Source organism: Caulobacter sp. CCNWLW153 (genome assembly GCF_036889365.1).
In the GTDB taxonomy this organism is placed as follows: Bacteria; Pseudomonadota; Alphaproteobacteria; order Caulobacterales; family Caulobacteraceae; genus Caulobacter; species Caulobacter radicis.
In genome coordinates, this window is record NZ_JBAKFV010000003.1 from 276,800 (window position 1) to 296,785 (window position 19,986).

The 19,986-nt window shown below is 69.3% G+C and carries 21 protein-coding genes; 6 read left to right on the plus strand and 15 right to left on the minus strand.

The window, feature by feature from the left end; all coding sequences use genetic code 11:
* Positions 1–33 precede the first annotated feature (33 nt).
* On the minus strand, positions 34–492 hold the full coding sequence (locus V6S85_RS06935; RefSeq protein WP_334348478.1) for a hypothetical protein: 459 nt from the start codon (positions 490–492) through the stop codon (positions 34–36).
* A 326-nt stretch (positions 493–818) separates the two neighbouring features.
* Here V6S85_RS06935 and V6S85_RS06940 point away from each other — a divergent pair, with 326 nt between their 5' ends.
* The 4 genes from V6S85_RS06940 to V6S85_RS06955 all read left to right on the plus strand — a co-directional run bounded on the left by V6S85_RS06940 (position 819) and on the right by V6S85_RS06955 (position 5,111).
* Complete coding sequence (locus V6S85_RS06940; protein ID WP_334348479.1) at positions 819–1,964, plus strand: alpha/beta fold hydrolase; 1,146 nt, start codon at positions 819–821, stop codon at positions 1,962–1,964.
* A gap of 81 nt (positions 1,965–2,045) precedes the next feature.
* Complete coding sequence (gene ftsW, locus V6S85_RS06945) at positions 2,046–3,218, plus strand: putative lipid II flippase FtsW (protein WP_101720078.1); 1,173 nt, start codon at positions 2,046–2,048, stop codon at positions 3,216–3,218.
* Positions 3,219–3,294: 76 nt separating this feature from the next.
* Positions 3,295–4,383, plus strand: coding sequence for an undecaprenyldiphospho-muramoylpentapeptide beta-N-acetylglucosaminyltransferase (gene murG, locus V6S85_RS06950; protein WP_116568016.1), 1,089 nt, complete (start codon positions 3,295–3,297; stop codon positions 4,381–4,383).
* 113 nt (positions 4,384–4,496) lie between these two features.
* The gene (locus tag V6S85_RS06955; RefSeq protein WP_116568014.1) at positions 4,497–5,111 is read left to right on the plus strand and encodes a DUF1134 domain-containing protein; all 615 of its coding nucleotides are present in this window, start codon (positions 4,497–4,499) and stop codon (positions 5,109–5,111) included.
* Between the two features lie 29 nt (positions 5,112–5,140).
* Here the strand turns inward: V6S85_RS06955 and V6S85_RS06960 are convergent, their stop codons facing one another.
* The 7 genes from V6S85_RS06960 to V6S85_RS06990 form a co-directional block, all read right to left on the minus strand.
* Positions 5,141–6,157, minus strand: a complete 1,017-nt coding sequence (locus tag V6S85_RS06960; protein ID WP_334348480.1) for a hypothetical protein — start codon at positions 6,155–6,157, stop codon at positions 5,141–5,143.
* 279 nt (positions 6,158–6,436) lie between these two features.
* Positions 6,437–7,963 (minus strand): DUF4139 domain-containing protein, encoded by a 1,527-nt coding sequence (locus tag V6S85_RS06965; protein ID WP_334348481.1) that lies wholly within the window; start codon positions 7,961–7,963, stop codon positions 6,437–6,439.
* A gap of 221 nt (positions 7,964–8,184) precedes the next feature.
* Positions 8,185–9,558 (minus strand): DUF4139 domain-containing protein, encoded by a 1,374-nt coding sequence (locus V6S85_RS06970; protein WP_334348482.1) that lies wholly within the window; start codon positions 9,556–9,558, stop codon positions 8,185–8,187.
* Positions 9,559–9,898: 340 nt separating this feature from the next.
* Positions 9,899–10,489 carry a peptide-methionine (S)-S-oxide reductase MsrA gene (msrA, locus tag V6S85_RS06975; RefSeq protein ID WP_243410568.1) on the minus strand — a complete coding sequence of 197 codons (591 nt, stop codon included), beginning with the start codon at positions 10,487–10,489 and terminating at the stop codon, positions 9,899–9,901.
* 64 nt (positions 10,490–10,553) lie between these two features.
* Complete coding sequence (locus V6S85_RS06980; RefSeq protein ID WP_116568006.1) at positions 10,554–10,844, minus strand: hypothetical protein; 291 nt, start codon at positions 10,842–10,844, stop codon at positions 10,554–10,556.
* The gene (locus tag V6S85_RS06985; protein ID WP_101715332.1) at positions 10,841–11,137 is read right to left on the minus strand and encodes a hypothetical protein; all 297 of its coding nucleotides are present in this window, start codon (positions 11,135–11,137) and stop codon (positions 10,841–10,843) included. The genes V6S85_RS06980 and V6S85_RS06985 overlap by 4 nt, the downstream gene beginning before the upstream one ends.
* A gap of 372 nt (positions 11,138–11,509) precedes the next feature.
* Positions 11,510–12,700: an acetyl-CoA C-acyltransferase gene (locus V6S85_RS06990; protein ID WP_334348483.1), complete on the minus strand. Its 1,191-nt coding sequence runs from the start codon at positions 12,698–12,700 to the stop codon at positions 11,510–11,512.
* 240 nt (positions 12,701–12,940) lie between these two features.
* Between V6S85_RS06990 and V6S85_RS06995 the strand changes: the two genes are divergently transcribed.
* Positions 12,941–13,447, plus strand: a complete 507-nt coding sequence (locus tag V6S85_RS06995) for a winged helix-turn-helix transcriptional regulator (protein ID WP_116568002.1) — start codon at positions 12,941–12,943, stop codon at positions 13,445–13,447.
* 3 nt (positions 13,448–13,450) lie between these two features.
* Here V6S85_RS06995 and V6S85_RS07000 read toward each other — a convergent pair whose 3' ends face one another.
* Together V6S85_RS07000 and V6S85_RS07005 are read right to left on the minus strand one after the other, a co-directional pair.
* The gene (locus V6S85_RS07000; RefSeq protein ID WP_334348484.1) at positions 13,451–13,657 is read right to left on the minus strand and encodes an MbtH family protein; all 207 of its coding nucleotides are present in this window, start codon (positions 13,655–13,657) and stop codon (positions 13,451–13,453) included.
* A 308-nt stretch (positions 13,658–13,965) separates the two neighbouring features.
* Complete coding sequence (locus V6S85_RS07005) at positions 13,966–14,418, minus strand: DUF3617 domain-containing protein (protein WP_334348485.1); 453 nt, start codon at positions 14,416–14,418, stop codon at positions 13,966–13,968.
* Between the two features lie 212 nt (positions 14,419–14,630).
* Between V6S85_RS07005 and rpmB the strand changes: the two genes are divergently transcribed.
* Positions 14,631–14,930: a 50S ribosomal protein L28 gene (gene rpmB / locus V6S85_RS07010; protein WP_101715328.1), complete on the plus strand. Its 300-nt coding sequence runs from the start codon at positions 14,631–14,633 to the stop codon at positions 14,928–14,930.
* 398 nt (positions 14,931–15,328) lie between these two features.
* On the opposite strand, the gene V6S85_RS07015 is transcribed toward rpmB, so the two are convergent.
* From V6S85_RS07015 to cobT, 5 genes are all read right to left on the minus strand, one after another.
* Complete coding sequence (locus V6S85_RS07015) at positions 15,329–15,631, minus strand: hypothetical protein (RefSeq protein WP_116567998.1); 303 nt, start codon at positions 15,629–15,631, stop codon at positions 15,329–15,331.
* Between the two features lie 288 nt (positions 15,632–15,919).
* A complete protein-coding gene (locus V6S85_RS07020) occupies positions 15,920–16,231 on the minus strand; it encodes a hypothetical protein (protein ID WP_334348486.1) in 312 nt (103 codons plus the stop codon).
* Positions 16,232–16,702: 471 nt separating this feature from the next.
* On the minus strand, positions 16,703–16,900 hold the full coding sequence (locus V6S85_RS07025; RefSeq protein WP_334348487.1) for a hypothetical protein: 198 nt from the start codon (positions 16,898–16,900) through the stop codon (positions 16,703–16,705).
* Between the two features lie 56 nt (positions 16,901–16,956).
* The gene (locus V6S85_RS07030; protein ID WP_334348488.1) at positions 16,957–18,027 is read right to left on the minus strand and encodes an esterase-like activity of phytase family protein; all 1,071 of its coding nucleotides are present in this window, start codon (positions 18,025–18,027) and stop codon (positions 16,957–16,959) included.
* Positions 18,024–19,952, minus strand: a complete 1,929-nt coding sequence (gene cobT / locus V6S85_RS07035; protein ID WP_116567992.1) for a cobaltochelatase subunit CobT — start codon at positions 19,950–19,952, stop codon at positions 18,024–18,026. Before cobT ends, V6S85_RS07030 begins: the two co-directional genes overlap by 4 nt.
* Between the last annotated feature and the right edge of the window lie 34 nt (positions 19,953–19,986).

The following is a 19,986-nucleotide window of genomic DNA, read 5'->3' on the forward strand; positions in this document are numbered from 1 at the left end:
GCCACGAGGGCGGGAATGACGGGCAGATGGCCCCTACCGCAGCACCCCCCGTTTCCCCATCGCCCAGGCGTACCACGTGAAGAACGCCAGCAGGGCGGCGATGACGGCGCTGGTGATCGCCATCTGCTGGCCCATCACCTTGCCGCCATCGGTCAGGGCGTAGGTGTAGAGCAGGCTGACCAGGAACGCCCCCAGCGAGACGGCGAACACCGGGAAGGCCAGCTTCCGGCGCAGCAGCACCAGCACCGAGGCGCCGAACGCCCCGAACACGCCGATCGCCCACACGCCGGTCATCCAGGCGGGCATCTGCCGATAGTGCGCGATCTGCTCGGCCGTCATGCCGGCGCTGGCCATGTAGGCCTCGCCCTGGGTCATGCTCATCACGAAGTCGAAGACGCCGATGGCGTTGAACAGGACGGCGACCACGCCGACCAGCCAGACATGCCACGGGGTCTTGGCGGTTCCACCGCCCAAGCTGTTCACAGCGGTCATCAAGCCCTCCCAAGCTGGACCGTTAAGCCGACAGCATCCGCCGGTTTCAGCGATCCGTCCAGCAATCGAAGATCGTCGGTATCTCAAGATCCTCCCCCTGAAGGGGGAGGTGGCCCGAAGGGCCGGAGGGGGGAGCGCCTGATGAAGTCAGTTCTCCGGCAAAGCTCGCAGTCCCTTCCCCCTTCAGTCGCTCCGCGACAGCTCCCCCTTCAGGGGGAGCGTCTTGATGGAGAGGCTCACGACAGGCGGTCGCATCTGAAAATTACGCTTGTAGAATCTATCGTATCCATTGCAGTCTACGATTGTAAATTCATCAGGGGCAATGCATGGGCACTCTCAAGACATGGCTGCGCCGGGGCGCGATCGGCGTAGCGGCGGCAGCCATCGCGGTCGGCGGGGGCGCGGCGGCGACGCGGGCGTTCTTCCAGCACCAGACGGCCGAGCGGCTGCGGATCGACGCCAAGGACGGCATCCAGGACAGCGCCTTCGTCAAGCTGCCCAGCGGCGAACAGTGGGTCGTGATCCGGGGCGAGAACATCGCCAATCCGGTGCTGCTGGTCGTCCACGGCGGAGGCATGCCGACCTCGCTGTTCGCCGAGGACTACAAGAGCTGGGAGAAGGACTTCACGGTCGTCCACTGGGACCGCCGCGACCACGCCAAGAGCCTGGCCCGTGCGGGCGGCCGCATCGATCCGAACCAGGGCGTGGACAGCTTCGTCGCAGACGGCCTGGCCCTGACCGACCATCTGCGAAACAAGCTGCACAAGCCGCGCATCGCCCTGCTGGGCTGGTCGTGGGGCTCGCGCGTGGCCCTGACCATGGCCCACCAGCGGCCCGACCTGTTCTCGGTCTATGTCGGCACGGGCCAGGCCGTGGATAACAGCGCCCGCGACCGCCACATCTACGACCACATGCTGGCGGTGGCCAAGACCGGCAAGCATCCCGAGCTGCTGGCCAAGCTGACCGCCCTGGGACCGCCGCCCTACGATCCGCCCAGCCGCTGGAAGGAGGTCGACGTCCTCGAGCCGGTCTATCTGAAGACCGAAGGCCCGAAGAAGAGCGAAGGCCAGCTCTACCGCCAGGCGCTGGCCATGCCCGACTGGAGCCTAACCGATCTCCTGACCCACAAGGACGCTGGCAGGACCATCCGCCGCCAGCGCTCGCTGGCCGTCTACAACGCCAACCACGTCTGGAAGGCCGCGCCGCTGGGCCGGGACTTCGCCATGCCGATGGTGCTGATCCAGGGCGAGTACGATCATCCCGACTTCGTGCGGCCCTGGTTCGACGGCCTCCGGGCGCCGGGGAAGGACTTGGTGGTGCTGCCGGGTACGGGCCACGCCGCCATCCAGATGCAGTCGGTCCGCTTCGGCCAGGCCCTGCACGACCACGTGCTGCCGTTGGCCAGGTCCTGGGAGTACGGTCGTCCGGCCGACACGCCGGTCGTCCAGCCCGAGGTCAAGCCTGTGGAATAGCGGGGAAAAATCGCGCCGGCCGTGATTTGGTCGCGGCCGGCGGCAAGACTCGATTAACCGTAACGCCCGACTCTTGCCCGCATGCGCCAGCAGACCGCCCACGCCTTCGCCCGGACCGACCGCTCGCCCCTCGGGGTGTGGTGGTGGACGACCGATCGCTGGCTGCTGGGCGCGACGGCGATCCTGGTCACCCTGGGCGTCCTGCTGTCGTTCGCCTCCAGCCCGGCGGCCGCCCAGCGGATCGGCATCGACGACCAGTTCCACTTCGCCATCCGCCAGCTGGTGTTCGGCGTGGGCGCTGCGACCATCGTGCTGGCGGTGTCGATGCTCAGCCCCAAGGGCATCCGGCGGGCGGCCTTCTTCATCTACATCGTCGCGATCGGCGTCATGGCGGCCCTGCCGTTCATCGGCCACAGCGCCAAGGGCGCGGCCCGCTGGCTGATGATCGGCGGCTTCACCTTCCAGCCGTCGGAATTCATGAAGCCGGCCCTGATCATCCTGGTCTCCTGGATGTTCGCGGAGGGCCAGAAGGGCGAGGGCGTGCCCGGCGTGTCGATCGCCTTTGGCCTCTATTTCATCGCCGTGGCCCTGCTCTTGATGCAGCCCGACGTCGGCCAGACCGTGCTGATCACCATCGCCTTCGGCGCGGCCTTCTGGATGGCCGGGGTGCCGATCTCGTGGATCATGGGCCTGGGCGCGGTGGCGCTCGGGGGGCTGGCCTCGACCTATTTCCTGTTCGACCACGTGCACGCCCGCGTGCAGAAGTTCCTCAGCCCCGACCAGGCCGACACCCACCAGGTGACCCGCGCCGCCGAGGCCATCCATGCCGGCGGCCTGTTCGGACGCGGCCCGGGCGAGGGCGTCATGAAGCGCCACGTGCCCGACCTGCACACCGACTTCATCTATTCGGTCGCCGCCGAGGAATACGGCCTCGTCTTCTCGCTGGCCCTGATCAGCCTGTTCGCCTTCATCGTGGTGCGCGGGCTCTACAAGTCGATGAAGCTGGCCGACCCCTTCGAGCAGGTCGCTTCGGCCGGGCTTTTCGTCCTCCTGGGCCAGCAGACGTTCATCAATGTCGCTGTGAACTTGAACATGATCCCGACCAAGGGCATGACCCTACCGTTCATCAGCTACGGCGGCTCGTCGATGCTGGCCATGGGGCTTACCCTGGGTATGGCGCTGGCGCTGACGCGCAAGCGGCCCGGGTCCTATGGCGGCGGCGGACCGTTCGGCCAGACCGGCGCCTTCGACTGAAGGCTCTCGGGTTAGGGAGACTGCAGTTGCGTAACACCTTCCTGGTTTCCGCCATGCGTGCGGCGGATCTGGCCTGATGAGCGGCAAGCTGGCGATCGTCGCCGCCGGGGGCACCGGCGGCCACATGTTCCCCGCCCAGGCGCTGTCGGAGGCCCTGATCGGCCGCGGCTGGCGCGTGGTGCTGGCCACAGACGAGCGTGGCGCGTTCTACGCCGACAAGTTCCCGGCCCAGGAGCGGCTGGCCCTGTCGGCCGCCACCGCCAAGGCCAACGACCCCGTCGGCATGGTCAAGGCCGGCGTCGCCGTGTTCCAGGGCGTGATGCAGGCCAGGCAGGCCTTCGCGCGCCTGAACCCGTCGGTGGTGGTCGGCTTCGGCGGCTATCCGGCCCTGCCGGCCCTGCTGGCAGCGCTGCTGGAAAAGCGGCCGACCGTCATTCACGAGCAGAACGCTGTGCTGGGCCGCGTGAACCGCTTCCTGGCGCCCTATGTCACCGAGGTGGCCTGCGCCTTCCCGACCTTGCAGATGGCCAAGCCGGCCGTGAAAGCCCGCGCCCACGTGGTCGGCAGTCCGGTGCGCCCGGAGATCCGCGACTTGGCGCAGGTCGCCTACCTGCCGCCCGAGGTGCAGCTTCGTATCCTGGTCACCGGCGGCAGCCAGGGCGCGCGCCTGCTGTCGGAGCTGGTGCCGGAAGCCATCGCCAAGCTGCCCGAAGAGATGCGCGGCCGCATGAAGGTGTTCCAGCAGGCCCGCGCCGAGAGCATGGAGCACGCCCGCAAGATCTATCGCAACGCCATGGTCGACTGCGAGGTCGCGCCGTTCTTCCGCGACATGGCCGGCCGCCTGCGCCAGAGCCACATCGTCGTCGGCCGCGCCGGCTCTTCCACCTGCTGCGAGCTGGCCGTGGCCGGTCGTCCGTCGATCCTGGTGCCGTTGAAGATCGCCGCCGACGACCACCAGCGCTTCAACGCCAAGCTCCTGGAAGAGGCGGGCGGCGCGGCCGTGTGCCTCGAGGACGAGCTGACGGTCGACGCCCTGGCCGGGGCGCTGAACGCCCTGCTCAAGAGCCCCGAGCGCCTGGCCCGCATGGCCAAGGGCGCCCGTTCGGTGGCCGTGCCCGACGCGGCCGAGCATCTGGCGGACCTGGTGGAGCGCACCGCGCGTTAGGTCTGGCGGGGCTGGAGCGCGAAACATGCTTAACCGCCCGTTAAGCAACGCGCCCCAAACCGGACAAGAAGACCTGTGACAGTGCAGACACGTTCTATTTGCGGGAAAGACACATGGACCGCCGCTCGCTGATCCTCTCCGGCATGGCCTCGGGCCTGACCTCCGTCGGCCTCGGCGCCTGCGCCAGCACCTCGCAGCCGCGCAATCCCGATCCGAACGGGCCGGCCTACGACACCGGCGCGGCGGCGACCTATTCGGCCGACGAGATGGTCCGCGCCACGTCCGATTTCCTGGGCGTCACGGCCGAGAGCGCCGGCGCGGCGATCGAGCGGATCTTCCGCGAGCGCGGCCAGCCCACGGGCTACGTGGCCGGCGAAGAAGGCTCGGCCGCCATCGCGGTGGGCCTGCGCTACGGCCGCGGCCTGCTCTACATGAAGAACCGTCCCACCCAGGAAGTGTACTGGCAGGGCCCGTCGGTGGGCTGGGACTGGGGCGGCAACGCCAGCCGCGTCTTCACCCTCTGCTATAACCTGCAATACCCGGACGCCATCTTCCGCCGCTTCCCTGGCGTCGAGGGCAGCGCCTATCTCGTGGGCGGCCTGGGCGTGAACTACCAGAAGGCCGACACCATCGTCCTGGCCCCGATCCGCGCCGGCGTCGGCCTGCGCCTGGGCGCCAACATCGGCTACCTGGCCTACAGCCGCCAGCGCAACATCCTGCCGTTCTAGGCGCAAAGCCGGTCTTCACCGACGACCGCTCAGTCGTCGGTGAAGTATTCGGCGATCGCGGCGTCGACGGGCTCCAGCTTGAAGTCCGGCGAGGCCGCCTGGTTCAGCGCCCGGCGCACCTGCCAGGCGCTGCGGCCGACATGCAGGCCCATGCCGCGAAGTTCGGCGACGATGGCCTGCCGCGTCGCCTCGTCCACGCCCTTGTTGCTGCGCAGCCGCGCCTGGTCCAGCCGCCAGCCGAAGAAGCTGTCGGGCGTCAGCTCGATCACCGCGCCTGGCGCGGGCAGCCACTCGTAGATGGCGCTGCGCTCGTCGAGGGCGTGGTCGACATAGCCCTCCAGGCAGTTGCGATAGCGCCGGGCCGCGTCACGGATGGCCGCCACGGTCTCCAGCGGCTTCAGCCGTTCGGTGCCCGGGTGCGGCGGCTTGGGCAGTTCGTGGCGGAAGTCGTCGGCGACCAGTCCGAACAGCGCCCGGGCGTTGGCCGCCAGGGACCAGGCCCTGATCCGTTCGGCCAGCACCGCCGGTTCCAGCCGGCGCGAGAGCATGGCGTGGGCCTCGGCGAGCAGTTCGGCCTGGGCCGGCGTCATCCGCACGGCCGCGCCGCCGGCGTCGCGGACGGCCGCGGGCAGGGCGCCCAGCGTGCGGACCTGCTCGGCGGTGATCGCCTCGGCATGGCGCAGCTGCTTGGCCGTGGCCGGTTCGGCCAGCAAGGCCGACAGGGCGCGGTAGTCGGCCGGGCTCCAGGCGATCTCGCCCAGGCGCTCCAGCGCCCGGCGCAGGCCGTCGGGCGCGGGGTCGAGCACCAGGCGCACGGCCTTGCGCAGCGGCTCCTCCAGCAGGCGGGCGACCTCCAGCGGCGCGGAGCCGGCGGGTTCGATGGCCAGCATCAGGCAGACCAGGTGGCGGCGCGCGGCGGGCGCGGTCAGGAACGGCGCATGGGGCGCGGGCCACAGGGTGGCCAGCGTGTCGGCGTAGTCGGGCGCGATCAGGCGCAGCAGCGGCGAAGCCGTCGTGGACGGCCCGGCCAGGGGCAGGATGGACATCGAAGAGCTCCGGACGCGGCCGGAGCGGTCGCGATCAGCGGTTGGAAACGGTGGGGCGAAGGGCCGGGCGCGCCTTGGTCGACGCGCGCCATTCCGCCATCATCGGCGGCTTCAGCTGTGCGGCGAGAAAGGTCATGCGGCGGTTCGGCTCCGGAGATCTGATCGGGAGCGGGCTGATCTCATGCGTCGCGGTTCGCCGCAAGACCGACGTTCGATGATCCGGCGCATCGCAGGGTTGCTGTGGCGCTTGGGACACGCCCGGCTTGCCCGGCGAGCGGGTCAGCCCGCGTGCCTGACGGCGTAGCGGAAGACGCGGGTCTCGCCCGGCTTCAGCGTCACGCGCCAGGCGATCTGGCCCTGGCGGATGTCGTGCTTGGCCGGCTCCGAGACCACCTTGAAGAACTGGACGTTCGGATCGTGGCGGATCTCGAAGGTGACCGGGATCGACTTGCTGTTGGCCAGGTCGACCTCGTAGGTCCGCCGCACCGTCGTCTTGTTGGCGCGCTTGTCCTCGACGAGGCGGGGACGCATGCGGACGTCCATGCCCCAGCCGATCGCCAGATCGACCGGCTCGCCGACCGCCACGTCGCGCACGGCCTGCTCGCCGGCGAAGGCGGGGACGTCGCCGATGGTCTCCATCACCGACAGGGCGCCGGAGGGCAGGGGCTTGCCGAGGCCTTGGGCGGCCTTGTTGTCGAGGCGCAGCACCACCTGCGGCGGCCGCGCGGGCTGATCCTCGCGGTAGTCGTTCCAGGGGCTGACCAACGCGACGTACAGGCGCTGGTAGCGCACGCCCTTCTCGTCCAGGAAGGCCATCTGTTTGGTCTGGCGGGCGGCCACCGTCACGGGTTCGGGCAGGGTGTAGAGCTTGTAGTCGCCCAGGTCGGACTGTGCGGCCAGCGGAGCGCGGCGCATGGCGGTGACGCTCATTTCCGCGACGGGCGGGGGAGGCGGCGGCGGGGGCGGAGGGGGCGGCGCCATCGCGGGCATGGCGCCGACATCGTAGGCGCCCGCCATGCCCGGCTGGCCGTGGGTGGTGGTGTCCATCGGCCAGCAGTCGCGGCGCACGGGGACCACGCGCGGGCGGACGATGTTGACGGGCACGCGTTGCAGCTTGCCGGCCACCAGCTGGGTAGGCGCGTCGGCGAAGCTCGTGCCCGAGCTGTTCATCAGGGTCAGCCAGCCCAGCAGGTCCAGCGTCCGGCCATCCGGGTTGAGGGTGGCGACGTAGTCGGCCTGCCAGTTCACGCCGATCGCCAGGTAGGTCAGGGTCAGCGCGTATCGCCCGGCCATCGGCACGTCGATCTCGGCCGAGAGGCTGGGCTTGCTGGACAGGCCCTCGGGCGCGCGGTCGAACACCAGGCGCTCGGCCCCGCCTGAGCAGCCCAGCACCTCGACGCCCTCGGCGGTCTGGACCATCAGGCCGGACGGGCCCTGGACCAGGGTGGCGTCGACGCTGGACTGGCGGCCGGTCTCGCGGTTGGTGCGCACCACCTTCACCGGCTTGCCCAGCGAGCGCTCGACCAGGGTTCCGGGGCTGAGCAGGGCGTAGTCGTAGTTGCGCTCGACCGCGCCGGAAGGCAGGCCCTCGATGGCCGCGCTCTGCGGGATCAGGCCCTCGGCGACGCCGTCGAAGCGCAGGGTGTGGCGGCCGGCCGGGAGCTCGACCGTGCGGGTCTCGCCGACCAGGATCAGGCCCTTCTCGAAGGCCTGCTGCTTCTGCCAGGGCGACAGCGTCTGCACCGGTCCCTGGCCGTCGCGATAGAGGGTGACGGCGACGGCCTCGGCGGCGGGCGAGGCGATCACGTCGGCCCGGGAGGCGAAGGGCGTGCAGAGCAGGACGAGGGCGGCGAGGGCGGAGCGCAGACCCAGATCCTCCCCCCGAAGGGGGAGGTGTCCGCGAAGCCGACGGAGGGGGGAGCAGCCGCTATCGTCAGCGACCGCACTTCTCTCCGCAGGGACTTCCCCCTCCGGCCCTCCGGGCCACCTCCCCCTTCGGGGAGAGGATCTGGTCGCGCGCCGCATCCTCACCAGCCGTTGTCCACCGTGAAGGTCAGGACGGTCTCGCCGTTGGCGGGGACGGGCACGCTCCAGGCCAGGGTGCGGGCGTCGATGCGGCGGCTGGGCAGGCTTTCGTCGGTGACCTTGCCGTCGCGCCACAGGCCGGCCTGGCGCAGCTCGACCGTCACCGCCTCGGGGCGGGCGTTGCGCACCAGGTACTTCATCACGTAGCGCGAGCGGGTCTTGGAGATCTTCTCCTGCGAGACCAGGGTCGCCTGGCTGGAGACGTCGAAGGCCTCGCCGGTCTTGATCGACAGTTCCGAGCCGGCCGAGGTGTGGCCGATGTTGTTCTCGCCGATGAACTTGGGATCGCCCGCCTGGTCGCGCATGTAGACGCGCATGGTCCCGGCCGGCAGCTGGTCGCCCAGGCCCTTCAGCTTCGAATTGCTGAACTGGATGGCGGTGATGGCCTTCTGCGGGTTGGCGTCGCTGGAGAAGCCGTATTCGCGCACCTCGTAGACCTTCTTGGCCGCGACGCCCTGGGCGCTGAGGAAGCCGACCTGCTTGCTCTGGTTGGAAGCGATCGTGGTCCGCTCGGGCAGGGGATAGATGTAGTAGTCGGCGATGCGCTCGCGGTCGCTGCCCTCGGTCCCGGCCGAGGTGGCGCCGCCGTTGTAGCCGCCGTTGTTGAACTGGTTGACGTTGCCGGCCACCAGCTGGGTCTGGGCGTTCTCGAAGGCCGTGCCGGAGTTGTTCTGCAGGGTGATCCAGCCTTGCAGGTCCAGCGCGCCCTTCTTCTCGTCGAACAGGGCGACATAGTCGGCCGCCCACGACAGGCCCGAGGTCAGGTAGCTGAGCGTCACCGGCGTGGGGCCGGCCCGCTCGGCGTTGACGGTCACCGACAGGGTGGGGCGGGCGCGCAGGGTCTCGGGCACCTTGTCGAAGATCACCCGGGTGGGCACGCCGTCGTCGCGCAGCACCTCGATGCGGTCGCCGATCTTCAGCACCACGCCCTCGTTGGCGGCCAGCACCGTGGCGGTCTCGGTGGTCTCCTTGCCGTCGCCGGGATTGGTGCGGACGATCCTGATCTGCCGCCCGACCGCCTTCTCCATCAGCTTGTCGGGGGTCAGGAGGTCGTAGTCGAAGTTCTGCTCGACCACGGCGAGGGTGGGCGAGGACAGGCTGACGGTCTCGGGCCGGATGGCGGCCGAGACGTCCTTGAACTCCAGCCGCTGGCGGCCGGCGGCGACGTCGATCGTCCGCTGGTCCTGAACCAGGGCCAGGTTGCTGTTGTAGATGGTGACCGAGACCTTGGGGGCGGTCTGGGCGAGCGCCATCTGGAAGGGGGCGGCGGAAGCGGCGGCCACGCAGGCGGTGGCGAACAAAGCGGCGCGAAGCATCGGCGCGGCGTCTCCCTCTATCGTTGCAGCCACGTTTTCATGCGCGCGAAGGAATGTCGAGAGATTAGGTTTGTAAATTTCATGACGCCGCGCTGACCTCCTCCGGCCCTCGGCCGCCTCCCCCTTCAGGGGGAGGATCTATTGGCGTTGGCGCTCTTCAAGATGCTCCCCCTGAAGGGGGAGCTGTCGCGGAGCGACTGAGGGGGAAGTTGCCGCGGCGTCTGAGGCTGTTGCCGGCTCATCAGGAACTTCCCCCTCCGGCCCTTCGGGCCACCTCCCCCAGGAGGGGGAGGATCTTGGGTGCCTCCTTCCCTCTCCCTCTGGGGGAGGGTCTCCGGGACTACTTCCCCCACACCTGCGCCAGCCGGCGATCGCGTCCGCAGCCGGTGCGGTAGAGGTGGTACTCGACCGAATTGTTCCTGGCGTAGTCGCGGTGATAGGGCTCGGCCGGCCAGAAGGTCTGCAGCGGCAGGATCTGGGCCTTCATCGCGCCGGTCTTCAGGCGCTGGGCGGCGAGAGCGCGCGAGCGTTCGGCGGCGGGGCGCTGCTGGGCGTCGACGAAGACGGCGGGGCGGTAGGAGGGGCCGCGGTCGCAGAACTGGCCGCCGTCGTCGGTGGGGTCGACCAGCTTCCAGTAGCGCGACAGGAGAAAGGCGTACTCGATCCTGGCCGGATCATAGGTGACGCGGACGGCCTCGTAGTGGCCGCTGCGCTCGCTGGTCACGTCGCGGTAGGTGGGGTTCTTCACGTGGCCGCCGGTGTAGCCGCTCTCGACCTTCACGACGCCGGGGATGCCGCGCATGTCGTTCTCCATGCACCAGAAGCAGCCGCCGGCGAAGACGGCGGTCCTGGTCGCCGCGGCCGAAGCGGCGGCCGGCAGGGCGGCCAGGGGCGCGGCCAGCAGGGCCAGGGCGATGAGGAGGCGACGGATCATGGGCGGTCCTTTCAGAAGCTCGAAATAGGTACGGATCGAGCCGGCGAAAGGATGGAGGCGATCAGCGCCAGCCGTGACCCACGCCCCGCACCACCGGAACCGACGCCAGGCGCGCGGCCAGCACCTGGGCGCGGTCGTCGCCCTGGTCGTCGATCTCCAGACGAATGGAGATGGCCGCGCCCTCGGGGTGGGCGGTCAGGGCGCGCAGGCGAACCTGCTGCACGCTGGCCACGCCCAGCACCCGCATCAGGGCGTCGGGCGTGTCCTCGGCGGTCACCAGGAAGAGGCGACGTCGATCCTCGCGAAATTTGTCGTCTTCCGATTTGAGCTCGCCTACGTCGCCAAGGCTCACGGACGCACCCACTGGTGTTCCACGCTGGCCGAGTTGACGCCGGGCCAGGCGGCCAGGTCGCGGGCGAGAAGGCGGGCGGCCTGGTCGCCGAGGCGACGGACGCGCAAGGAAGCCTCGACCAGCTGGCCGACGGGCTTGAGGGACAGGTTGCACAGCTCGGCGCCGCAGTCGGCCAGGCTCTGACGGACGGCGTCCAGCGCGCTGGGCGCGTCCTGGGCCGACAGGAACAGCTGGTGGACGGTGACGCCGTCGTCGTCGCTGTGGAAGGCGGGTGGGGAAGGCAGGTAGCTCATGTTCGAAGATCCTTTTGGGTTTGAGGACCGTCGGACCGCGCAACGAAAAAGCCCCGCTCCTTTCGGAGGCGGGGCTTTTTCGGATCTCGTGATCCTTCGGCTTGGTTTTCCAGGGAGGTCCCTAGTCTGCGCGCCGTCTTTGCCCCGTCCTGACAGGCACGGTTTTAATCTGGTTCATCTTCGACATCATGGCGCACCACATCGCGACGCCGGCCGAGAGGCCAGTCGTAAAGAGCGCGATGGTAATCAGGTGCGAGGGCATGGAGTCGGAAGGGGTCCAGGAAGGCTTGCAGGTCAACAGGTAACGCTTGCCGGCCCGCCGCGCAAGCTCTTGCCGCGCGGCGGGCTGAAATGCCTCATGTTGGGCACAAATTAGGCGAGTTCGATCGCCATGGCCGTGGCCTCGCCGCCGCCGATGCACAGGGAGGCCAAGCCGCGCTTGGCCTTGCGGGCCTGCAGCGCCGAGATCAGCGTGCACAGAATGCGGGCGCCGGACGCGCCGATCGGGTGGCCCAGGGCGCAGGCGCCGCCGTTGACGTTCAGCTTGTCGTCCGGAATGCCCAGTTCCTTCCGGGCGATCATGGCCACGACGGCGAAGGCCTCGTTGACCTCGAAGAGGTCGACGTCGGCGACGCTCCAGCCGGCGCGGTCGAGCGCCTTCCGCATCGCCGGCACGGGGGCGGTGGTGAAGAGGCCCGGCTCGTGGGCGTGGGCGGCGTGGCTGACCACGGTGGCGACCACCGGCAGGCCCAGGGCCTGCGCGACGCTCTTGCGGGTCATGACCAGCGCCGCGGCGCCGTCGCTGATCGAGCTGGAGTTGGCGGCGGTGATCGCCCCGTCGCGCGAGAAGGCCGGGCGCAGGGTGGGGATCTTGGCCGGGTCGGCCTTCAGCGGCTGCTCGTCCTTGTCGATGATCTCGGCGCCCTTGCGGGTGGTGACCGTGACCGGCGCGATCTCGGCGGCGAAGGCGCCGCCCTCGACGGCGGCCTTGGCCTTGGCGAGGCCCTTGGTCGCGTAGTCGTCCATGGCTTCGCGGGTGAACTGGTAGTCGGCCGCGGTGTCCTCGGCGAAGGCGCCCATCAGCTTGCCGGGGCTGTAGGCGTCCTCGAGGCCGTCGAGGTACATCGAATCCCAGATCTGGTCGTGGCCGATGCGGGCCCCGCCGCGATGCTTGGCCATCAGGTAGGGGGCGAGCGTCATGCTCTCCATGCCGCCGGCGACGATGACGTCGGCGCTGCCGGCCAGCAGGGCGTCGTGGGCCATGATGGCGGCCTGCATGCCGCTGCCGCACATCTTGTTGACGGTCGTGGCCTCGACCGACTTGGGCAGGCCCGCGCCCAGGGCGGCCTGGCGGGCCGGCGCCTGGCCAAGGCCCGCCGGCAGGACGCAGCCCATGATGATCTGGTCGACCTTGTCGCCGGCCAGGCCCGCGCGTTCCAGGGCCGCCCTGACGGCGGTCGCGCCCAGCTCGGTGGCCTTCACCCCGCCCAGCGCGCCCTGGAAGCCGCCCATCGGCGTGCGGGCGAAGCTGACGATCACCACAGGATCGGCGTGGTTGGACATGGACGAACTCCCGATACGTTTGTTTTGCGGTGGAATAGGCCCTCTATCGGCCCGCTTGCGCAAGTGTCTTGCGTCTGCGTGCGGCGCAAGAAGCGGCCGGCGGCGGAAGGGGGCTCCCGTCGTCGGCCGGAAAGTCGAGCAATGAACCGAGAGAGTCAATTGCGATAAAAAACCTACTCGGGTTCGTACTGAAAAGCAACGGCCCTTGCATTCCCTCGCGGAACGCCGCACTTTCGCGCCATGGGCCGCACCGCCGACTATAGCCAGCAACGCTGCGCCATCGCCGCCACCCTCGAGGTCGTCGGCGATCCCTGGACCCTGCTGATCCTGCGCGACGCCTTCCAGGGCGTGCGGCGCTTCGAGCAGTGGCAGGAACGCCTGGGCGTGGCGCGCAACGTGCTGGCCGCGCGGCTCAAGAGCCTGGTCGGTTACGGGGTGATGGAGACGCGCCGCTATTCGGAGCGTCCGCCGCGTCACGAATACGTGCTGACCGCCAAGGGGCGCGACCTGTCGAACGTGCTGCTGACCATGGCCGAATGGGGCGACCGCCACGTCTATGGCGTGGGCGCCGGCCCGGTGCATTTCGTGCACAAGGCCTGCGGCTGCGATTTCCACCCCAAGCTGGCCTGCGAGGCCTGCGGCCAGGTGGTCGACGGCCGCGACCTGTCCCGGGTGATCCACGACGACCCCGGCCCCACGGTGGCGCAGGCGCTCGAAGCCGTCGCGGTGAAGGTGGCGGCCGAGTAGGGCCTAGCCGCCCTGGGCCTCGCGCAGGCTCTTGGGGCGCATGTCGGTCCAGACGTTCTGGATGAACTCGAGGCACTGGCTCTTGGTCCCGCTGAAGCCGGCGCTCTGCCAGCCCAGCGGCAGTTCGCGGCCGGCCGGCCAGATGGAGTACTGCTCCTCGTGGTTCACGACCACGGTGTAGAGCGTGTTGTCTTCGTCGCCTTCGTACATCGTCCCCGCCTTGCATGCATTGGATGAGGCGCGAGGCTTGGTCGGAGCGAGGGTCGCTGTCAATCGCGCAGGTGGAGCTTGCGTGGCGCACGCCGTCCGGTTGCGCGGGGCGAGCGGTTGCTGGGGGTAACCGGCGGGCGTCCACAGCCAAGTTAACGGCAAGGCTTGAAGCGCCGGAACGCGCGCGAAACGAATCGGGACCGAATCGCTGACACGGTCCGATTCGGGATTTGTTCCCTACAAGCTATTGTAGCTTAACGCGGGTTAACCACAATGGCGTTCCCCGAAGGGCGTTCTGCGAGTGGGCGTCAGTCGACGTTGGTCGGGCAGGTGGCGGCCAGACGCTTGGCGCTCATCACGCCGGCGATGGGCAGGCCGTTGATGGTCTTCATCTTGACGTCGAGCTTGAAGCTCTCGGGGGTATAGCTGCCCTTGGCGCTGACCGGGGCCACGCGGCCCTTCTTGTCGGTCCAGGTCCCCTTCAGCGCGATCTTGCCGTCGTCGACCTGGTTGGTGGTGTAGTCGCACTTGTAGCGGCGCGTGCAGATGCCCTTGGAGAACTGGGCGGCGTCGGCCGGCTTTATGCACTTGTCCTCGCTGCCGGCGGGAATGATGCCGATCCGGTAGCTGTACTCCCAGTGGCCGGGCAGAATCGTCGACTTCGGCGCGGCGGCCGTCGCCGGCGCGGTCACGGCGAATCCCGCGGCCAGGGCGGCCAGGGAAGCGGCGATGGCGGGGGCGGCGAGGGCGATGGAACGCATGCGGTCGAACTCCTTCATGGCCGCGTATATAAGAAGTCGCAGATGAACCGCGATTGAAGGCGGGGAGATGGCGGGCGTTCAAGCCCATGCGCCTTGACTCCGGCGGGCTCCATCGCCTATATCGCCCCCTCTCGCGCGGCGGACCTGTCCGGAAGCGCGCCTGACATTATGTTCGCGGGGCCTTCGGCTTCGCCTAGCCCAAGGTACTCGTCATGTCGCGCCGTTGCGAACTCACGGGCGTCGGTCCGATGATCGGCCACAACGTGAGCCACTCGAACATCAAGACCAAGCGCCGGTTCCTGCCGGCTCTGTCGCCTGCCACGCTGCAGTCGGAATCGCTGGGTCAATCCTTCAAGCTGCGTATCAGCAACGCCGCTCTGCGCACCCTGGACTTCAAGGGCGGCCTGGACGTGTTCCTGCTGGGCGCCAAGGACGAGCAGCTGTCGCCGCGCGCCCTGAAGATCAAGGCCCAGGTGAAGGCCAAGGCCAAGGCCGCCGCGCAGGCCGCCTAAGCCTTTCGACCCTCCAGTCCTCAGGGATTGGCGGTCGAACACGAAAAGCCCGCCAGGTTCGCCTGGCGGGCTTTTTCGCGTTTCACTCCTGGGCCCTCTCTTTGTGAGAGAGGGAGGGGCCCGCGCCGCAGGCGTGGGAGGGTGAGAGGTAACAATCTCGCCGGACTGAGCGCGGTGGCTCGTGCGAGCGTCCACGTCCCCTTATCCTGGCATCCGGATAATCCGATCTTGCGGTTCATCCGGCCCCTAACGGCCAGCGGTGAAACCTCTCACCCTCCCACCGCTTCGCGGCGGGCCCCTCCCTCTCTCAAAGAGAGAGGGCTTTGGTTTGCGCCCAGCAAAAAGCCGCCGTCGCGGGGCGACGGCGGCTCTTGAAGCCTTGGAAGGGCTTGGGCGCCTTAGCGGGCGGCCACTTCCAGCGGCTTGGCCGGGTTGGCGGCGTTGTAGGCGATCAGGTCGGCGTTGCCGAGCTTGGTCACGGCGTCGTTGACCGACGAGCGGACGCAGGCCGGGTACAGGTACATGGCCAGCGACTCGCCGCGGACGTCCTGCCAGCAGACGGTCGAGGCGGCCTTGACGATGTCGGCGCGGACGTCGGCGGCGGCGCGGCCGGCGACCTTGACGCGGACTTCGGCGGCGCCGGCCGGGGCGGCGGCCAGCAGGGCCAGGGCGGAGAGAGCGAGAGCGGCGGAGCGGATCATGGGTGGGATTCCGGGTCGGGCGGCGCCTTAAGCGCACGGTTCAGATCGACCGCTTCCCGACGCGTTCCTCCGGCGACTGGTCCAGGATCTCGCCCGCTCTGTCGCCAGAGAACAGCCTTAGCTCATCGCCGATCAGTTATCAACAGTCATGTTGCTGCAACTTTCGGGCGAAGTCATTGATTTCACGCGCTTGTTACCGGTGTCATGAGCAACGTTCCAGGCAAGCAAAAGCCCGCGGAGCGGGGGCTCCGCGGGCTCTGGTCCCGATGGGCTAAGGCGTAGAAGCGCTTAGCGGGCCGAGGCGGTCTTGATCAGACCGTTCGGGCGCCATTGGGTCTTGTCGTAGGCGGTCAGGGTCGGGCTGCCGACCTTTTCGACGGCGGCGCGGGCCACGTCGCGGATGCAGTAGGGCAGCACGTCGGCGCCATAGGTGGTCGAGCCGTTGTCTTCCTGGCACACCGAGGTGGCGGCCTTGACGATGTCGGCGTGCACGGCGGCGGTGGTGCGGCCGGCGACCTTCACGGTGACTTCGCCGGCGAAGGCGGCGGGGGCGCTCATGAGAGCGATGGCCGAAGCGGCCAGAACAAACACACGTTGCATTTCAGTCATTCCGGAAAGGGGGTTGGGATCAACCTCCTCCCGATGCGTTCCTCTGACGGCCGACCGGATCTCGCCAGTTCGTCGCCGTCACGAACTAGATAGTGCTGACAGCGTTGTCATATCAAGCGGCTTTTTGGCTCCCGGTGTCAATTTTTTACGACGCCGGCGAACGTTGCGTGCGCAAAAGGCAGTCTGTGCAGCAAATAAGCGCCTCGAAACCCGTTAGTTTCAGGTGAAATTATCCCCATCTGTGGTTCTCGCACGCGACGCTGGACCCGACTTTCGGCGATCGGCGGGAAGGTCCTGGCCCCGATGGCGGCGGTGCTTAGCACGGCCGCCCAACAGGCGATCCCTGGCCTTCGGGGGAAGGGGGCGATCTGCCGCTGTTGCCATCGGGCCACAGCGGCCAGCCGGCTCTCGCGGTGATTCCGGCGGGAAGGACCCGCTGCTCGGCCGTGCGCGGCGCTATGGCTAGCGGAAGGTGCGCTTGTGGCGGCGCCAGGCCCAGGTCGCCAGGCAGATGACGGCCACCAGCACGCTCATGATGAGCAGGCGGGTCGGGAAGTGACGGAGGGCCTCGACGAAGCCGTCGTCGGTGACGTCGAACAGGAACTGCCCGCCCAGGATCGGCAGGGCCAGAAGCGGATAGTTCGACAGGCTCCAGCGCATGGCTCCACCGTAGCGCGCACCGCAACCCTGGCAAGAGGCGGCGGCGCCGCGCGGGGTCAGCGGCGCTTCTTCTTTGGCGGGGCGGGCGGCGGCGCGGGCTGGGGCGGCGGCGGGGTCCAGTCGAAGGCCAGCAGCAGGGTGCGCTGGTTCATCGAACCGCCGTTGTCGTCCGACAGCAGGTAGATCCGCGTGGCGCCATTGGGACCGGCGGCCAGGGCGATCCCCTCGAAATTGTCGCGGGTGACCTGGCCGTCCAGCATCAGCGTGGCCAGCGGATACTGCTTGGCCGCCGGCAGCAGCGGGTCGGGCAGGAACCGCACCTGGGCGCGCCAGCCGCGCACGGGGTCGTAGGCCCGGTGCAAGGTGGCCAGCGCCTTGCCCTGGAAGGCGGCGAAGCCCGACAGGCCCCAGGTGAAATCGTTGGGCGTCTGCGGGGCGATCGACTGGCAGTTCGTCGACAGCCGGCACAGCCAGGCCTCGCCTTCCTCGCCGCCGACGAGATAGGCGTCGGGGCCGGCGGCCGGATAGGCGGTGATCGCCTCCATGCCCTCGTTGTCGGGGAAGACGGTGGCGGGCTTGGGGGCGAGCGCCGGGCGGCTCCACTGGCCGTCGGCCCCGACGGCGTAGCGCCAAATGCGGTGATCGCGCTCGAAGCTGACCAGGCGCTCGCCGTTGGGCAGGCGGGTCAGCCCCTCGGCGTCGCCTTCGGTCTTGCCGCGCAGGCCCTCGCCGTCGACGCCCAGCAGGGGCGACAGCTTGCCGTTGGTCAGGCCGACCAGGCGTCCGTCGGCGTCGAGCTGGAGCTTCGCCGAGAAGCGGTCGCCGTCGTCGGTGATCGCCTCCAGGCCGTTGTCGTCGGTGAGGATCAGGTCCGACAGACCGTGCAGGCGGCTGGTGTCGGCGCTGGTGACGTGGATGCCGCCGGCATAGACGAAGCGGCCGACGGCCGTCTGGCTGGCGTCCGAGGCGTTCAGCGGCACGGGCGCGACCGTCAGGCCGATCTCCGGCCCGACCTTGACCGGGGCGGCGGGCAGCACGACGGGCGGCGGCGGGGCCGGCTTGGGTCCGCACTGGGCCAGCATGCCGCCGGCCAGGCCAAGAACGAGCAGGCTGCGCAGTCCGATCACGCCGAAACCTTGCGCGCGGCCTTGGGAGCGGAGGGCACGACGGTGGGCGGCGGCGGCAGCAGGCCGCGGGCGCGCACGGCCGTGCGCGGCTCCTCGTCGAACAGGGCGGCCAATTGCTCGACCAGCACCCCGCCCAGCTGCTCGACGTCGACGATGGTGACGGCGCGGCGGTAGTAGCGGGTCACGTCGTGGCCGATGCCGATGGCGATCAGCTCGACCGGGCTTTTGCCCTCGATCTCGGCGATGACCTGCCGCAAATGCCGCTCCAGATAGTGGCCCGAATTGACGCTGAGGGTGGAGTCGTCCACCGGCGCGCCGTCGGAAATCACCATCAGAATGCGGCGGGCTTCGGGCCGGCCGATGATCCGCTGGTGCGCCCACATCAGGGCCTCGCCGTCGATGTTCTCCTTCAGGAGACCCTCGCGCATCATCAGGCCCAGGTTCTTGCGAGCCCGGCGCCAGGGCGCATCGGCGGCCTTGTAGACGATGTGGCGCAGGTCGTTCAGGCGGCCGGGCGAGGGCGGCTTGCCGGCCTTGATCCACTCGTCGCGGCTGGTTCCGCCCTTCCAGGCGCGGGTGGTGAAGCCCAGCACCTCGGTCTTGACGCCGCAGCGTTCCAGCGTGCGCGCCAGGATGTCGGCGCAGACGGCGGCGACCATGATCGGGCGGCCGCGCATCGAGCCGGAATTGTCGATCAGCAGGGTCACGACCGTGTCGCGGAACTCCTGGTCTTCCTCCTGCTTGAAGGACAGCGGCGCGGTGGGGTCGATGATCACCCGCGTCAGGCGGGCCACATCGAGCATCCCTTCCTCGAGGTCGAAGGTCCAGGCGCGGTTCTGCTGGGCCAGCAGGCGGCGTTGCAGCTTGTTGGCCAGGCGCGAGACGACGCTGGAGAGGGCCGACAGCTGCTGGTCGAGATAGGCCCGCAGGCGGGTCAGCTCGTCGGGATCGCAGAGCTCCTCGGCCGAGACCACCTCGTCATAGGCCGTGGTGAACACCTTGTAGGCCGGCTCGCCGCCCTTGTCGGCCGACGGATCGGGACGGGCGGGTTTGGCGCCGTCGCCCATGTCGGGCGTCTCTTCGCTTTCCTGGGCCTCGCCTTCCTGGTCGGACTGGACGATCTCCTCGTCGCCGGCCTGGCTTTCGCGGTCGGAGGCCTCGCTTTCCTGCGGCGAGGAGCCGTCGGTCTGCTCGCCCTCGCCGTCGCCCTGATCGTCGTCGGCGGTGTCGGTGGGGTTTTCGTCGTCGCCCTCGTCCTCGTCGGAGGATTCGGTGGCGTCGTTGACGTCGTCGCCGAGGTCGAGGTCGCGCAGGATCTGGCGGGTGACCTTGGCGAAGGCGGCCTGGTCGTCGACGGCGGCGGCCAGGCGGTCGAGGTCCTTGCCGGCCTTGCTCTCGATGTCGGCGCGCAGGATCTCGACCAGGGCTTTCGCGCCATCGGGCGGGGCGTCGCCGGTCAGGCGCTCGCGCACCATCAGGCCCAGGATCTCGGCCATCGGGGCGTTGTTGCGGTCGAAGGCGACGGCGCGGGTCAGGCCCTGCTTTTCGAGGCGGGTCTCCAGCACCGTGGTCAGGTTGGCGCGCACCCCGCCCAGCGCGTTGGCGCCGATGGCCTCGATGCGGGCCTGCTCGAGCGACTCGTAGATCGCCTGGGCGTCGGGCGCGGCCGGACGCGAGCGGGCGTGGGTCGACGGGTCGTGGTGGGCCAGGCGCAGGGCGATCTGGTCGGCCATGCCGCGCAGGCGGGCGGCGTCCGGGCCGGACAGGTCGCGCGGCGGATGCGGCAGCACGGCGCGGTTGCCGACGAGGCCCGGCGACTCGCCGGAAAACACGATCTCGAGGTCCGGCGTCTCGGCGAGCGAGCGGGCGGCGTGCGCCAGGGCGCGCTTGAAGGGTTCGGTCGGGTTCTCGGGCTTGGCGGCCATGGCTTTGGAGTTAGCGGCGCGGGCTCGCGAACAC

Coding starts and splice junctions, on each gene's coding strand:
- V6S85_RS06970 (WP_334348482.1), bottom strand. CDS start 9,558: ATGCTTCGCGCCGCTTTGTTCGCCACCGCCTGCGTGGCCGCCGCTTCC.
- V6S85_RS06960 (WP_334348480.1), bottom strand. CDS start 6,157: ATGTCCATCCTGCCCCTGGCCGGGCCGTCCACGACGGCTTCGCCGCTG.
- murG (WP_116568016.1), top strand. CDS start 3,295: ATGAGCGGCAAGCTGGCGATCGTCGCCGCCGGGGGCACCGGCGGCCAC.
- V6S85_RS07015 (WP_116567998.1), bottom strand. CDS start 15,631: ATGATCCGCTCCGCCGCTCTCGCTCTCTCCGCCCTGGCCCTGCTGGCC.
- V6S85_RS06955 (WP_116568014.1), top strand. CDS start 4,497: ATGGACCGCCGCTCGCTGATCCTCTCCGGCATGGCCTCGGGCCTGACC.
- V6S85_RS06935 (WP_334348478.1), bottom strand. CDS start 492: ATGACCGCTGTGAACAGCTTGGGCGGTGGAACCGCCAAGACCCCGTGG.
- V6S85_RS06995 (WP_116568002.1), top strand. CDS start 12,941: ATGGGCCGCACCGCCGACTATAGCCAGCAACGCTGCGCCATCGCCGCC.
- V6S85_RS07000 (WP_334348484.1), bottom strand. CDS start 13,657: ATGTACGAAGGCGACGAAGACAACACGCTCTACACCGTGGTCGTGAAC.
- V6S85_RS06990 (WP_334348483.1), bottom strand. CDS start 12,700: ATGTCCAACCACGCCGATCCTGTGGTGATCGTCAGCTTCGCCCGCACG.
- V6S85_RS07025 (WP_334348487.1), bottom strand. CDS start 16,900: ATGCGCTGGAGCCTGTCGAACTATCCGCTTCTGGCCCTGCCGATCCTG.
- V6S85_RS06940 (WP_334348479.1), top strand. CDS start 819: ATGGGCACTCTCAAGACATGGCTGCGCCGGGGCGCGATCGGCGTAGCG.
- ftsW (WP_101720078.1), top strand. CDS start 2,046: ATGCGCCAGCAGACCGCCCACGCCTTCGCCCGGACCGACCGCTCGCCC.
- V6S85_RS07020 (WP_334348486.1), bottom strand. CDS start 16,231: ATGCAACGTGTGTTTGTTCTGGCCGCTTCGGCCATCGCTCTCATGAGC.
- V6S85_RS06985 (WP_101715332.1), bottom strand. CDS start 11,137: ATGAGCTACCTGCCTTCCCCACCCGCCTTCCACAGCGACGACGACGGC.
- rpmB (WP_101715328.1), top strand. CDS start 14,631: ATGTCGCGCCGTTGCGAACTCACGGGCGTCGGTCCGATGATCGGCCAC.
- V6S85_RS07005 (WP_334348485.1), bottom strand. CDS start 14,418: ATGCGTTCCATCGCCCTCGCCGCCCCCGCCATCGCCGCTTCCCTGGCC.
- cobT (WP_116567992.1), bottom strand. CDS start 19,952: ATGGCCGCCAAGCCCGAGAACCCGACCGAACCCTTCAAGCGCGCCCTG.